The organism is Roseibium sp., from assembly GCF_965229775.1.
GTDB lineage: Bacteria > Pseudomonadota > Alphaproteobacteria > Rhizobiales > Stappiaceae > Roseibium.
On the sequence record NZ_OZ245929.1, the window covers coordinates 6,365,916 to 6,379,804 of the forward strand.

16 protein-coding genes are annotated in these 13,889 nt (G+C 61.2%); 5 read left to right on the forward strand and 11 right to left on the reverse strand.

Annotation, left to right across the window (positions count from 1 at the left end; translation table 11 throughout):
- The 8 genes from ACO07N_RS28980 to ACO07N_RS29015 all read right to left on the reverse strand — a co-directional run bounded on the left by ACO07N_RS28980 (nucleotide 1) and on the right by ACO07N_RS29015 (nucleotide 6,650).
- Nucleotides 1-678 carry a L,D-transpeptidase gene (locus ACO07N_RS28980; protein ID WP_421984324.1) on the reverse strand — a complete coding sequence of 226 codons (678 nt, stop codon included), beginning with the start codon at nucleotides 676-678 and terminating at the stop codon, nucleotides 1-3.
- Nucleotides 679-699: 21 nt separating this feature from the next.
- On the reverse strand, nucleotides 700-1,227 hold the full coding sequence (locus tag ACO07N_RS28985; protein WP_421984509.1) for a L,D-transpeptidase: 528 nt from the start codon (nucleotides 1,225-1,227) through the stop codon (nucleotides 700-702).
- A 113-nt stretch (nucleotides 1,228-1,340) separates the two neighbouring features.
- Complete coding sequence (locus tag ACO07N_RS28990; RefSeq protein WP_421984325.1) at nucleotides 1,341-1,667, reverse strand: hypothetical protein; 327 nt, start codon at nucleotides 1,665-1,667, stop codon at nucleotides 1,341-1,343.
- Nucleotides 1,668-1,776: 109 nt separating this feature from the next.
- The gene (locus ACO07N_RS28995) at nucleotides 1,777-2,505 is read right to left on the reverse strand and encodes an aspartate/glutamate racemase family protein (protein WP_421984326.1); all 729 of its coding nucleotides are present in this window, start codon (nucleotides 2,503-2,505) and stop codon (nucleotides 1,777-1,779) included.
- A gap of 7 nt (nucleotides 2,506-2,512) precedes the next feature.
- Nucleotides 2,513-3,352 carry an ABC transporter permease gene (locus ACO07N_RS29000; RefSeq protein WP_421984327.1) on the reverse strand — a complete coding sequence of 280 codons (840 nt, stop codon included), beginning with the start codon at nucleotides 3,350-3,352 and terminating at the stop codon, nucleotides 2,513-2,515.
- Nucleotides 3,353-3,357: 5 nt separating this feature from the next.
- Nucleotides 3,358-4,305: an ABC transporter permease gene (locus ACO07N_RS29005; protein WP_421984510.1), complete on the reverse strand. Its 948-nt coding sequence runs from the start codon at nucleotides 4,303-4,305 to the stop codon at nucleotides 3,358-3,360.
- Nucleotides 4,305-5,597, reverse strand: coding sequence for an ABC transporter substrate-binding protein (locus ACO07N_RS29010; RefSeq protein WP_306145679.1), 1,293 nt, complete (start codon nucleotides 5,595-5,597; stop codon nucleotides 4,305-4,307). The genes ACO07N_RS29005 and ACO07N_RS29010 overlap by 1 nt, the downstream gene beginning before the upstream one ends.
- A gap of 63 nt (nucleotides 5,598-5,660) precedes the next feature.
- Nucleotides 5,661-6,650, reverse strand: a complete 990-nt coding sequence (locus ACO07N_RS29015) for an ABC transporter ATP-binding protein (protein ID WP_421984328.1) — start codon at nucleotides 6,648-6,650, stop codon at nucleotides 5,661-5,663.
- Between the two features lie 237 nt (nucleotides 6,651-6,887).
- Between ACO07N_RS29015 and ACO07N_RS29020 the strand changes: the two genes are divergently transcribed.
- From ACO07N_RS29020 to ACO07N_RS29035, 4 genes are all read left to right on the forward strand, one after another.
- Complete coding sequence (locus ACO07N_RS29020; protein ID WP_421984329.1) at nucleotides 6,888-7,625, forward strand: GntR family transcriptional regulator; 738 nt, start codon at nucleotides 6,888-6,890, stop codon at nucleotides 7,623-7,625.
- 210 nt (nucleotides 7,626-7,835) lie between these two features.
- A complete protein-coding gene (locus tag ACO07N_RS29025) occupies nucleotides 7,836-9,476 on the forward strand; it encodes a hypothetical protein (RefSeq protein WP_421984330.1) in 1,641 nt (546 codons plus the stop codon).
- Nucleotides 9,477-9,957: 481 nt separating this feature from the next.
- A complete protein-coding gene (locus ACO07N_RS29030; RefSeq protein WP_421984331.1) occupies nucleotides 9,958-10,368 on the forward strand; it encodes a DUF3775 domain-containing protein in 411 nt (136 codons plus the stop codon).
- 466 nt (nucleotides 10,369-10,834) lie between these two features.
- Complete coding sequence (locus tag ACO07N_RS29035) at nucleotides 10,835-11,797, forward strand: heparan-alpha-glucosaminide N-acetyltransferase (protein ID WP_421984332.1); 963 nt, start codon at nucleotides 10,835-10,837, stop codon at nucleotides 11,795-11,797.
- On the opposite strand, the gene ACO07N_RS29040 is transcribed toward ACO07N_RS29035, so the two are convergent.
- On the reverse strand, nucleotides 11,787-12,632 hold the full coding sequence (locus ACO07N_RS29040) for a phosphotransferase (RefSeq protein ID WP_421984333.1): 846 nt from the start codon (nucleotides 12,630-12,632) through the stop codon (nucleotides 11,787-11,789). The genes ACO07N_RS29035 and ACO07N_RS29040 overlap by 11 nt on opposite strands.
- Nucleotides 12,633-12,722: 90 nt before the next feature.
- Here ACO07N_RS29040 and ACO07N_RS29045 point away from each other — a divergent pair, with 90 nt between their 5' ends.
- Nucleotides 12,723-13,016, forward strand: coding sequence for a SelT/SelW/SelH family protein (locus ACO07N_RS29045; RefSeq protein ID WP_421984334.1), 294 nt, complete (start codon nucleotides 12,723-12,725; stop codon nucleotides 13,014-13,016).
- Between the two features lie 40 nt (nucleotides 13,017-13,056).
- Here the strand turns inward: ACO07N_RS29045 and ACO07N_RS29050 are convergent, their stop codons facing one another.
- On the reverse strand, nucleotides 13,057-13,410 hold the full coding sequence (locus tag ACO07N_RS29050; RefSeq protein WP_421984335.1) for a carboxymuconolactone decarboxylase family protein: 354 nt from the start codon (nucleotides 13,408-13,410) through the stop codon (nucleotides 13,057-13,059).
- Nucleotides 13,382-13,870 (reverse strand): MerR family transcriptional regulator, encoded by a 489-nt coding sequence (locus ACO07N_RS29055; protein WP_421984336.1) that lies wholly within the window; start codon nucleotides 13,868-13,870, stop codon nucleotides 13,382-13,384. Before ACO07N_RS29055 ends, ACO07N_RS29050 begins: the two co-directional genes overlap by 29 nt.
- Nucleotides 13,871-13,889: the final 19 nt, after the last annotated feature.

Sequence of the window (13,889 nt, forward strand, 5' to 3'; positions counted from 1 at the left end):
TCAAACCACCACGATGGACGCGCCCGAACGGACCCGGTCGTAGAGATCGATGACATCCTGATTGATAAGGCGCACGCAGCCCGAGGACACCGCCTTGCCGATCGACGCCGGTTCGTTGGTGCCGTGCAGGCGGTACAGCGTGTCGACATTGCCCTGGAAGATGTAGAGAGCCCTGGCACCAAGAGGGTTGCCCAGACCGGGCTGCATGCCGCCGTTTTCCGCACTGTACGGTTCCAGGTGCGGTTCCCGGGCGATCATCTCTTCCGGTGGTGTCCAGGTCGGCCAGGGCCGTTTCCAGGCAATCCGCGCACGCCCCGACCACTCGAACCCCTGACGGCCCAGACCGACGCCGTAGCGCATCGCGGTGCCGCTCGGTTCAACGAGATAGAGGTAGAAGCTGCGGGTGTCGACGACGACCGTTCCAGGCTCCTCATCGGTCCTGTAAGCCACCCGTTGCCGCCGGAACTCGGGTGCCAGCACCCTTGGATCAATCCCGGGAAGCGGAAACTCCTCCTGCGGGCGCGGTCCGTAGTTCTGCAGGAAGGATGCATCCACCTGCGGCTGCGGCTGCACGGGAACGGGTGCGCGGCTCGTCGTTGTCGAACATCCGGCAAGGGTCAGGGCGGCTATACCGAGGCCACCGGACAGGACCTGACGCCGTGTCACGTGGTTTGTCATCGATGTCGTATCCGGATCGCGCTAGAGAACCACGACCTGTGTCCCGAGCGGAACGCGGGCATAGAGATCGATGACATGATCGTTGATCATGCGGATACACCCGTTCGAGACAGAACGGCCGATGGACCAGGGCTGTGTGGTGCCGTGGATCCGGTAGTAGGTGTCACGCCCGTTCTTGTAGAGATAGAGCGCACGCGCTCCGAGCGGATTGTTGACGCCTCCCGGCACACCGTCCGCATAGCGCGCATATTTCTGCGGCTCGCGGCGGATCATGTTCTTGGTCGGGGTCCAGCGCGGCCACTCGGCCTTGCGGTCAACGGTCGCCCTGCCCTTGAACGCGAGGCCCGCCTTGCCGACACCCACACCGTAGCGGCGCGCACGTCCCCAGCGTTCCGTCAGATAGAGGAAGTGGTTCCTGGGGTCGACGACAATGGTTCCCGGCGCATAGCTCATCGACAGGAAAACGCGCTGCGGTGCGTATTTCGGGTCCAGTTTGAAATTCTTGTATTTCGCGGTGTGATGCGCGTTTGCGGCGCCCGGCACGGCCATCACAAGGGAAGCGGCACCGCCAAGCAACAGATCTCGTTTGTTCAACACGAGGATATCTCCTGATTTCCAATAGCATTCGGGCGGACCAGACGTCCGCCGGGAAAGTCGGCTGATCAGGAATTGGGCGGTTTGGGTTCCAGCCTCTTCTGCACGGAGGCCTGGTGCCCCGGCGCGATCCAGTCCGGATGATCCTGTCCCGAAAGCGAAACCGCAGATGCAGACGCCATGACGGCCTTGCACTCCGAGTTCTTGCAGAAGGAGGGCTTTGTCTCGGCGACCGATTGCTCGTCATCCGGCTCGCTTGCCATGAGCTCGGCCACCGCCTGGTCCATCGAGACGATCGTCTGGAGATCGTCTTTGGACACATCTGCGGCGCCGCGTGCAAATCCTTGCTGCACGCCCGCGACGAGAAGACCGATGATGAGTAAAACCCGGAACATGCACAACAATTTACCGAACCGGGTTAACGAAACCTAGACACGTGACTTCACACTCTTGTGAAGCTGCCGGCCGCACGAGCAAAAAACCTCATGTCGCGAGGGCGCACGATCACGTGCCGAAATCCAGCTTGGTATCCCGCGTTCCCGGTTCACGCACGCCGCGCCGGGCGATGTCGAGCGCGACTTCTGCCAGCCGCACGGCTGCGGCAACGCCATCGACCACCGGAATCCCGAACTCGGCGCTCAGGGCATGTGCCAGATCGGCCATCCCGGCGCACCCAAGGGCAATCGCCCCGGCCTGGTCTTCGTGGAGCGCAGCCTCTATCTCAACCCGGATCTTGTCGATGGCGGAAGCACTCGCCTCTTCAAGCTCCAGAACCGGCACCTCCGAGGCGCGCACCCTGCCGCAGCGCGGCCTGAGGCCGTTCCTGTCCAGGTTTTCTTCAAGAACCGGGACGGAGACCGACAGGGTGGTAACCACGGAAAAACGGGAAGCCAGCAGGGCCGCCGTGTGATAGGCGGCTTCGCCGATGCCGATGACCGGCATGTTAAGTTTTTCCTTCAGCGTCCAGAGCCCGGTATCGTCGAAACAGGCGATGATCAGCGCGTCATACTGCCCCGCGCCGTTCAGAACCTCGTCGACGAGGGAAAAAAGGCCGGGGAGAGCCGCGGCACCATCATCCGCCCCCTGGATGGCTGCCGGACCGTGCACCGGATTGATGGCCGTAATCCGGGTGCCTTGGTCCGCAGCGGCGCGCGCGGCCTCCCCGATCTTTTCGGTCATGGCGACCGTGGTGTTCGGGTTGATGATCAGGAGATGTCTGCCTGCCGCGGTCATGCCTGCCTCACACCAGTCCCTTGCCCGCATCCGAGCCCTGCCGCGCCTGCCGCCGTCGCAGCAGTGCCAGCACGGTCAGGAACGTGCCGATGATCAGGAGCGAAAACAGGGTGGTCAGAGTTCCCAGCGCATAAAGGACCGGCGACGTCACGTTGGTGGTCATGCCGTAGATTTCAAGCGGCAGCGTGTTGTAGGAACCCGCTGTCAGCAATGTCCGGGCGAACTCGTCATAGGACAGCGTGAACCCGAACAGGGCCACCCCGATCAGCATCGGTGCGATGATCGGCAGCACGACATATCTGACGGTCTGCCACGGGCTGGCACCAAGATCGCGCGCTGCCTCCTCGTAGGACTTGTCGAACCGGTTGAAGACCGCGAACATGATCAGCAGCCCGAACGGCAAAGTCCAGGTGAGCTGGGATCCGAAACCTGACGTCGACCAGTGCACCTCCCAGTCCAGAATGTTGAAGATCAGGCCGACACCGAGCGAAACAAGGATCGACGGAATGATCAGGCTGGCAACGATCACGTAGAACAGGAGGCTTGATCCGCGGAACCGGTTCCGGAAGGCCATGCCGCCCATTACCGCAACCACGACGGTGACGCACATGACCATCAGCCCGAGCGCGAAGGACCGGCGGAACGACCCCCAGATGTCACCGACCGCCTGTTCCTCGAAGAGATCGAAGAACCAGTGCAGCGAGACACCGTTCATCGGAAAGGTCAGTCCGCCTTGCGGTCCCTGGAAGGACAGAATGCCGATGGTCACGACCGGCCCATACAGGAACAGCAGGAACAGCGCGAAAAAAGCAGCCAGGAAATAGAAGGAACGGCCACGTCTATCCATCTTTCTCAGAGCTCCTTTCTGATGTCGACGAAGCGCATCATGATGCCGATCATCAGCAGCACCGTGCACAGGAGCACGACGGAAGACGCGGCAGCGGCCGGGTATTGAAGCAGCGAAATCTCGTTGGAGATGATCCGCCCGACCGAGGCACTCTGGCCGCCGGACATGTGCCGTACCGTGATGAAGTCGCCCATCACCAGCGTGACGACGAAAATCGAGCCGATCATGATGCCCGGCTTGGCAAGCGGTAGAATGACGTTGGTCAGGATCTGAAATCCGTTCGCGCCGGCGTCGCGCGCGGCCTCGATCAGGGACTTGTCGATCCGCATCATGGTGTTGAAGATCGGCACCACCATGAACAGCGCGTAGAGATGGACGAAGGCCAGCACGACGGCGAAGTCAGAATAAAGCAGCCATTCCAGGGGCTCATCGATCACGCCGATCTCTATCAGCGTCGAATTGGCGATGCCGTTGCGGCCCAGAAACGGGATCCACGAGATCATCCGGATGATGTTCGACGTCCAGAACGGGATCGTGCAAAGCAGGAAAAGCGCCACCTGCATCGGCAGCGTGTGAACGTGAAAGGCAAGGAAATAGGCGATCGTGAAACCGATGGCCGCGCAGAAAATCCAGGTCAGCACCATGAATTTCAGCGTCTTCAGATAGGTTGCCCAGGTCACCGGCGATGTCAGGTGAAAGGCATAATTGTCCAAAACGAAATCTGGAAAGAACGACCACTCATTGTAGTTCCAGAAACTGACGACCACGATGATCGCAATCGGCAGGAGCAGAAAGAAGCCCAGAATGCACACAAGCGGGATCGACAGCAGCCAGCTGACCCGCTCGGCCTGCCGCGACGGATCGAACCGGCGCGCCTTTCCGGTTTCACTTCGATTGGCAGTTTCCGCCCCTGCCCGGCGTTCCGCCGGGCAGGGAGCAACTTGCGAGGTCATCATGCTGCGATGAACTCGTTCCACTTGCGAACCATGTACTGGTTTTCGTCCATGACGGCGTTCCAGCAGGCAACTGCGCCCATACGCTCCAGGAACGCACCGCCGTCGCGGACCGAGCCCGCTTTTTCCATCACGTCGCCAAACGGGTTGACGATGTCCTCGGTGGCCGGCTTGCCTTCGAACCAGAAGCCCCACTCGTTTTCGCTCATGTAGTTCTTCGAGGTTTCCGGAACGGCGGAATAGTAACCCTGCCGCATCAGGAAGCCGCCGACCCAGCCGTCGAGATACCAGTTGATGTATTCATAGGCCGCATCCAGTTCGAGACCGGAGAGGTTCTTCGACAGTCCGATGCCGCCGCCCCAGGAGCGATAGCCCTCTTTCAGGGGCTGGTAGACGCACGGGATGCCCTTGGAACGGACCGCCGTGATGGCCGGTGACCACATGGACTGGATCACCACTTCACCGGACGCCATCAGGTTGACACTCTCGTCGAAGCTCTTCCAGAAGGCACGGAACTGGCCGTTCTTCTTCGCCTCGGTGAAGATCGCCATGGTCTGGTCGATCTCTTCCTTGGTCATGTTGCCCTTGTCGCCATAGTTGATCTCGCCCATGGCTTCACACACCATCGCCGCATCCATGATGCCGATCGAGGAAATGTCCAGAATGGAGGCCTTGCCCTTGAATTCCGGGTTCAGCAACTCGGTCCAGCTTTCGATCGGACGGCCGATCAGGTCGGGCCGGATGCCCAGCGTATCGGCGTTGTAGATCGTCGGGATCAGTGTCATCCAGCCCGTCTCTTCAGGCGCGAATGTCTTGCTGTCCGGTCCGTCGACGAAGCCGACAGTGTGCGGCGCGGTACCCTGCGCGATAGTGGATTCCGGCGTCAGCTTGCCGCTTTTGAAGATGCCGACGATCTTGTCGTAGTTCTTGATCTTGGACGTGTCCATCGGCTGCAGGTTGCCCGCACCCCAGACCTTCTTGCAGATCCAGTACTCGATGTCGGCAATATCGAACGACTTGGGCTGGGTCGCCGCACGCTGCGTGACGCTGTCACTGTCGAGGGCGGTCATCTCGAGCGTGAAACCGAGATCTTCCTTCACCTTGGCCGCGACTTCATTGAGGTTGGAAACGCCCGTGCCGAACTGACGCAGTGTCACGTCCTTGATGTTCTGCGCCCAGATGGTCGGAAAACCGGTGACGGCTCCCGACCCGAGTGCGGCGCCGGCAGCCGCTGCGCCGCCCTTCAATACGCTGCGGCGGCTCAAGCCCTTCCTGTCTGTCGTGTTCTTCATGACTGCTACTCCTCATCCCCTTGGAGGTTTCGGCCCCTTTGACCGGGGCGTTGCAGCGGCGCCTTAGGCCGCCAGATTGTGCGCGTCCTCAGGCTTCCAGGACAGGAAGACAGTCGCGCCAATTTCAATTGGATCGTTGAAGAAGACCTGGTCCGGCAGCGCTGCCGTCAGTTCGCCGATTTCGGGAACCGCGAGCGCGACATTGACCGACGAGCCGAGATATTCGACGTCCCTCACGCTGGCCGCGTAGCCGGAAGTGTCGCCATCGGATTTCATCAGCTTGAGGCGATCGGCCCTGATGGCGACCGGACCGTTTTCCATGCGCAGCACGTTGTGGCCGCCGATGAAGCGGGCAACGAACTCGGTCAGCGGTGCATTGAAGACATCCTTGGGCGGCCCCGCCTGCTCGATGATGCCGCCGTTCATCACGATGATCTCGTCGGCGAGCGCCAGGGCTTCGTCCTGCGAATGGGTCACGTGAATGAAGGAGATGCCGAGATCGCGCTGCAGCTTCTTGAGCTCCAGCCGCATCCGGACCCTGAGAAAGGGATCAAGGGCCGACAGCGGCTCGTCCAGCAGCAGCACCGAGGGCTCGGTGATCAGCGCCCGTGCGAGCGCGACCCGCTGCTGCTGGCCGCCGGAAAGCTGGGCGGGCAGACGCTGCGCGTAATCGGCCATGTCCACAAGATCAAGGCGTTCCAGCGCCCTCGCCCGCCGCGCTGCCTTGTCGACGCCGCGCATCTTCAGCGAGAACGCGACATTGTCGACCACGCTCAGATGCGGAAACAGCGCGTAGTTCTGGAACATCATCGCCGTCCCGCGCTTGGCGGGCGGCAGGTCCGTGATGTTGCTGGAACCGAGGAGGATGTCACCATCGCTGACATGCTCATGCCCCGCGATCATGCGCAGGGTCGAGGACTTGCCGCATCCGGACGGCCCCAGCAGGCAGGAATAGGTCGCAGCCTGAAAGCGGTGATTGATCGCATCGACGGCGATGGTGTCACCATAGCGCTTGGTCGTCGCGACGAGTTCGAGGTCTTCGGTATTTGTCATGCGGTACACTTGCGAATTCGACGAAATCGTTGTCGTATTTGCATGAGCCGTGCCAAACTCGAAAAATGGCTGAATTCAGCGATTCTTGAAAAAAATCTGTGCAGAGAGCTTCACAAAAGTGCACAAAAATTGGTCAAAATAAATACAGTATGATGAAAAATTGTATACGATCTTGTTTGCGATTGAGCACATCAAGAGATATAAACGAATACGAAACAGACACATGATGACGACAGCATGGCCCGATCGATAACAGCACCGGACGGATTAGGTGCCGCCGCCACGCACGAGACCTTCCAGTTGCCTCCGGGCCGGACGCTCGACATCTGCCTCAACCTGCACAACGCGATCCTGGAGCACCGTCTCGCGCCGGGCATGAAGCTGTCGGAAGATGAAGTGGGAGACATCTACGGGGCCAGCCGTACCGTCGTGCGGGCCGCCCTGCAGGCGCTCGCCCACTCCGGTCTCGTAACGATTGCCAGAAACCGGGGCGCCTTCGTTTCACGCCCCGGCATCCGCGAGGCCCAGGAGGTGTTCGAGGCGCGCGCGCTGATCGAACCGCGGATCGCACGCCTCGCCGCTGACGCGATGACAGCATCCGATCTGAAGAATCTCAAGAAACACCTGGACGCTGAACACGCCGCGCTCGCCTCGGGCGACAAGGGCAAGGCCCTTGCCCTGTCCGGTGCCTTTCACATCGCGATTGCGGACATAGCCGACCAGCAGGTTCTGTCCCAGATGGTGCGGTCGCTGATCTCCCGGTCCTCACTGATCATCGCCCTCTACTGGCGCCGGGCGGACACGACCTGCGAAAGCCACGCGCATCATGCCCTGATGAAGGCCTTCTCCGAGAAGGACGGTCCTGCGGCTGAGGAAATCCAGAAAAGCCACATCATTGACCTGCACTCGGGGCTCGATCTGCGCGAGAAACAGGACCCGAAGTCCTCGCTGGCCGACGCGTTGAAATCCGGCTGACGTGGCGTCCCGTTCTCCGGTTCGCTTTTCACTGTAGTCCCGGCCCGCGCTGATGGACGGACGATCTTCGGAACTTCCTCCGCGTAGAGCCCATACCCCGGCTCGCATTCGTAACTTGACCTTACGGCACTATAGCGTCTGAATGGAGCTGCTGAACAAGCCGGTGCCGCCTTGTGGCGGTCAACACCGGAGAACGTCGGGGGGAGCGACATGGATTTTGATCTCGGGACCTATTCAAGAAAGATCACCACACAATCTCCGGAGGCCCAGCGCCAGTTCGACGATGGGTTGATCTGGCTTTACGGCTACAACCATGAAGCGGCGGCGGTCTGCTTCGAAAAGGCGCTTGCCAGCGACCCCGGCTGCGGAATGGCCTATTGGGGTTTGGCCTATGCCATCGGGCCGAACTACAACAAACCCTGGGAATTCTTCGAACCCGACGAACGCGTTTCCATGTTGACGAAGGCGCGCGAAACCGTGGCAGCAGGGCTGGCGCTGAAAGACAGTCTGCAACCGGTTGAAACGGCGCTGATCGAGGCAATCGGCAAGCGCTTTCCGGAAGATCCGGAGGTCGAGGACTACCTTCCCTGGCACGATGCCTTTTCAGATGCGATGCGGATCGTTCATGCGACGCACGGCGATGATCTCGACGTCGTGACTGTCTTTGCCGAAGCGCTGATGAACCGGTCGCCCTGGCAGCTCTGGGACCTGAAAGAGGGTAAACCCGCCGAAGGGGCTTCGACGCTGGAGGCCCAGGCCGCGCTGGAACGGGTCTTTGAAGACCGCAGGGATGCCTGGGACCATCCGGGCCTCCTGCACATGTACATCCATCTCATGGAAATGTCGCCAACCCCGGAAAAGGCGCTGAAACACGGCGACCGTCTCGTCGACCTGGTACCGGACAGCGGACATCTCTGCCACATGGCAACGCATATCGACGTCCTGTGTGGTGACTATCAGAATGTCGTTTGGCGCAACCACCGGGCTGCCGAAGTCGACCGCAAATACGAAGAGGTCGCCGGACCGCAGAATTTCTACACGCTCTACCGGATCCACAACGTGCATTTCGAGGCTTACGGCGCCATGTTCCTCGGCCAGCCGGACAAGGCGCTTGCGGCATCGGAAGAACTGATGCGCATGCTGCCCGACGAGGTCGTGCGTTTCTTCCCCGACCTGTTCGAGTCCTTCTACGGCAAGAAGATACACGTCATGGTCCGGTTCGGTCAGTGGCAGGACATTCTGGACGAGCCGCTTCCCGGCGATGTGGAGCTCTACAGTTACACCACCGCTGCGATCCTGCAGGCACGCGTGGTCGCGCTTGCCAATCTGGGCCGTCTTGAAGACGCGGCGGTGGAACGGGAACGTGCCCTTGCCGCGCGCCGCGCGGTGCAGGAAAGCCGCATGGTCTTCAACAACACCGCAGACGATGTTCTTGCCATCGGCGAAGCCATGATGGACGGCGAACTTGCCTTCAAGTCGGGCCAAAGGGACGAGGGCCTTGATCACCTGCGACGGTCCGTCGAACTCGATGACAATCTCATGTACGACGAACCCTGGGGCTGGATGCAGCCGACCCGTCACGCGCTCGGCGCATTGTTGCTGGAAGACGGCCGGTTCGAGGAAGCCGAAGGCGTCTACCGCGCCGACCTCGGCCTTGATGACACGCTCGCAAGGGCCTGCCAGCATCCCCAGAACATCTGGAGCCTGCACGGCCTGCATGAATGCCTGGTGAGACGCGGCGCGCTGACGGAGGCCACGCACGTGAAACTGCTGCTGGACAAGGCCGCGGCGCGCGCGACCGTTCCCGTGCACGCATCCTGCTATTGCCGGAGCCGGGCGAAGGCAGCCTGACGGGCGCATCCGGGTCGCCCGATGCAGCCGTTTTTTTGCCCGGGCGAAATCGCCACGGATCGTCTGCAAAACAGTGAAAATTCAAAGGAAAACGGTCCGGCTCCCGACATACGTCGGGAAACCGGACCGCGTGCCCGGTCCGCCCCCGGAAAATCGCCGCCTGCCCTTTTGCGCACTGAGGCCCGTGGACTTTCATCCGCGGTTGCCTTTCAGCGAGCGTTGATCCCGGTCAAGGACAGGCGTGTATTTGCCTGCCAAGTAAAGCAAGTGAGGAAACCCGCCGCAAGAGCACTGGCGTCCGGGAACGAAAGTTCGCGTGACTTAACTTGTTTGCCGTTAACGCAGCTCGGGATTCCGTGGATAACCCTGGGGGTAACGTCCCTCATCCCGGACGGGAGCGAAACAAGGAATTCGTGACATGACCATTGCCAACGACACAAAGTGGACTGATAAAGAAAGGACGGGTTTGTCGGAGGCAGCCATGGACATCAACCTCACACTCTCAGCGGACACGATCCGCATGTTCGTGCAGAAGGCGCGCGCCGCTGCGTCTTCGATGCGCGACACCTTCGAGGACGGCCACGACGGCGAAGTTGAATTCGATGCGGACACGCTTGAGGAAGGTCACAATCACGACGGTCTCGCGGAGGAGGAAAGCACGGACCTTTCCGACACCGAACTGCGTGAACTGATCGAGGACCTCAACGTCGACGAAGCCGCCGGACTTGTCGCCCTTGCCTGGGTGGGCCGCGGTGACTTCGACGCCGAGGATTTTGATCAGGCCGTCGAAGAGGCAAAGGAACGCGCGGTCGGATCAACGGCGAAGTACCTTCTGGGCATGCCCTTGCTGGCGGACTACCTTGAAGCGGGGCTCGACGCTCTGGATTTGTGAAGCGGGCCGGCGTTTCGGAGCCTCACGCGCACGGGGCCGCTTCTGTAAAAGGTGCGCGCCGGCTTTTTCCGAAACCCGCATTTCCCATTTTTTTCAAAATCTTATGGACCCAAAGCGGAAAGAAAGGCATCGCCGGGTGGTCCACACCCCCATGTTTTTCTTGGGAAAACATGCCCGGGAGTCATTTCGGGGCTTTTCGCTCGCGCCAAATTGCCCCACTCTCGCCCAAGTTCATGGTGGGACATGGGAGTTGAGGGCAATGCTGCAAGACCCGGCGAACCGCGATGTATTTACGGTGCATCGCCCGTCTCCGTGGCCGTATGTCGGCGCAATGATCGCCGCAACAGCTTTGATAACGACCTTGGTTGTCGCGTTCAGCAGCGCATAACCCCGAAATCTTGAGAATGCCCGTCTGATCCTGTAGCGATCAGGGAATGTCGGCAGTCCTTTTTCAGAAAGCCTCTTGATGGCGATCAAACGCTTGGCCGTGCTCGATGTTGCCCGCGGCCTCGCGGTCATCGCCATGGTGATCTATCACTTCTCGTGGGATCTTTACTGGTTCGGGTTCGTTGACTGGCCGGTCGCGGAGGGGCGCGGCTGGAAAACCTTTGCCGGAACGATTGCGGGCAGCTTTCTTTTTCTGGCCGGGGTGAGCCTTGATCTCGCCCATCACGAGACGATCCGGTGGCGCTCCTTCTGGCGCAGGTTTTTCCTGATCGCCGCAGCCGCCGCTGGCGTGACGCTGGTCACCTATTTCACCTTCGCCGGCAGCTTCGTCCGCTTCGGCATCCTGCACTGCATCGCAGCCGCCAGCCTTGTGGCACTGCCCTTCGTCGGCCGTCCGTTCTGGATCGCGCTCATCGCCGGCGGTTTCCTGCTGACGCTGCCCTTGTGGGCAAGCTCCCCCGCCTTCGACGGCCAAGTCTGGCTTTGGACGGGTCTGGGAACACCGGAATTCGGCAGCGTGGACTATGTGCCGCTGGCGCCCTGGGCCGGCGTCACCCTGACGGGTCTGGCTCTTTCCGGAGCCTTTCGGCAGTCCGGGGCCTGGGCGCGATTGGGCCGTTTCTCCTTTTCCGGAACGATCGGCCGATCGGCACGGTTCCTGGGACGGCATTCGCTTTCGATCTACCTGCTGCACCAGCCGGTTCTCTACGGCCTCGTCTGGCTCGCCGCTTCGCTCGGACCGGAGCTCGACCGCGCAGGTGATGCCTTCATCAGCAACTGCGCGAGCGCTTGCCGGGACACCCTCGGCACAGCCGAAATCTGTACGGCCGCCTGCACATGCACCCTTGAGCATCTGAAAGCGGACGGCACCTGGGATCTTCTTGTCGTCGAACCGGCCGACCAGTCGCTGCGCACCCGCATGAACGATCAGTATCTTGTGTGCCTTGCGGATCCGGAGCTGCGCCCGCCCGTCAGCCAGTGACTTTGCGGACCGCGGCAAGGGCCCTGTCCCGGCGGGCATGCGCAAAGGCAAGAAAGTCCGTCTTGTCGCTTCCCTTGAGAAGCTGTTCCAGGCCCCAGAGCGATGACACAATGTCACATTTGGCTTTCATGATTTCCAGGTCCCGCTCTGACGGACACAGCCGGTCTCCCGCGCGATGCCGGTAAGCCTCCAGAAAACGGCTTTCCTGCACAAGCGAAAACCCGTGTTCAAGGCTCGCATAGGCAAGGTCCCAGGCAGGCTCCGCCATGGCCGAATATTCCCAGTCGATCAGCCACAGTCGGCCGGGCGCCATCAGGCAGTTTCCGGGAGACGGGTCACCGTGGCTTGGAACCGCAAGGCGGCCGGGTCCGCTCCGTTCATGCGGCTGCAGCTCGCGAAGGGCCCGTTCCAAGAGGGCGACATCCGCCTCCATTTGCCCTCCGGACCCGAGCGCCGTTCTCTGGGCGGCGATCACCTGCCCGGGATCCAGTGTTCCCCGAAACACCTTTCCCGACGCATGAAGCTGTCCCAGCGCGTCACCGAGATGCCCACACAGAACCTCGGGCGGCGCGCCGACGGTTTCAATCGCACGGGTCAGAAGTATACCGCTGGCCGGATCGCAAAAGAGCGGCCCGAGGGCAACACCGAGATCCGCGGCGCACCTGATATTTTCCGCCTCGTCGTCCCGGTTCACCATGCCGGCGGTCTCCGCGCGTGGAAGACGGAGGAAAAAGACCCCGCGCTCCGTGTCCAGCCGGTAGACGCGGTTGCTCAACCCGGCCTGGGACACCGCGCCCAGAACAGCGCCGCAAATGGCGCGAAGCTCCGGATGCACCGCGAAGGCGTCCTGAATGTCTGGCGTCGGAGAACCTGGTTGTGGCAAAAGCGGGTGTGTTTCGTTAGCTCACGTGGAAAGTCAGACGCCATGGCGGACGTCCCCTCGCCCCATATCATCATCACCTATTGCCGCCAATGCAATTGGCTGCTGCGCAGCGCGTGGATGGCGCAGGAAATCCTCACGACATTTTCCGAAGAGACCGGGGCTGTCACGCTGGTTCCCGGCACTGGCGGCATCTTTCAGATTACCTGCGACGGACACATGATCTGGGATAGGGTCCCGGACGGCGGGTTCCCGGAGGCTAAGGTTCTCAAGCAGCGCCTTCGCGACCGCCTGTGGCCGGACAGGGACCTGGGACATGCCGACCGGGAAAACCCCTGATCCGGTTGTTCACCGGCCGGCTCGTGCGAAACCGCCTGCGCTAACGGGACGTGTCCTGGGCCTCGAAAACCTCTTTTGCCGCATTGAGCCCGTTGATTGCCGCCGGCAGGCCGCCATAGACGGCCATCTGCCAGATCGCTTCGATGATTTCCCCGCGCCCGGCCCCGGCGGCCAGCGTGTGTTCGATGTTGACCTTCAGCTGCGGACCGGTCTGCCCGCCGAGGACCGTCAGCGCGGCGATCGTGCACAATTGCCGCGTCTTCAGATCCAGCCCCGGCCGCGCATAGTGACGGCCATAGGCCCACTCGATCAGGCTTTCGGCAAAGTCCGGAACGAGGGCGCCGTATCTGTCGTCAAGGACGGTTTCAAGTTCGGGGTTCAGTCGCCGGGTCACTGCACGACCCTTGTCCAGTGTGTTTGTCATCGATGCGGCCTTTCAAACCTGGCGGTGACCCATGTTCGGTCCGGGCACAGCTTTCAAAGGCGGGATCGACAGGCTCGCCTGCTTCCATCCTCTGGTAGAGATCGATTTTTTCGTCCAGCACAGTCAGCATGTCGGTGAGCACTGCAATGTCGTCCGACACTTTCTGCCGGTGCTCTTCAAGCATGGTTCTGCGCGCTGTCAGGGACGCTGCCCCCTTGGCGCGCAGCTCGGCATATTGCTGCCGCTTGCTGATCCCCATCCCGGTGGATTTGAGCCTGGCGAGAAAGTCGATCCATCTGAGGATCGTCTCGTCATAGACACGCCGTCCGCCCGCATCGCGCAACGGTTTCGGCAAAAGGCCGATCTTCTCGTAGTAACGCAGGGTGTCGGTGGAAAGTCCCGACTTTTCAGCAAGATCACCAATCCGCATGACAGTCTCCGAACAGAAC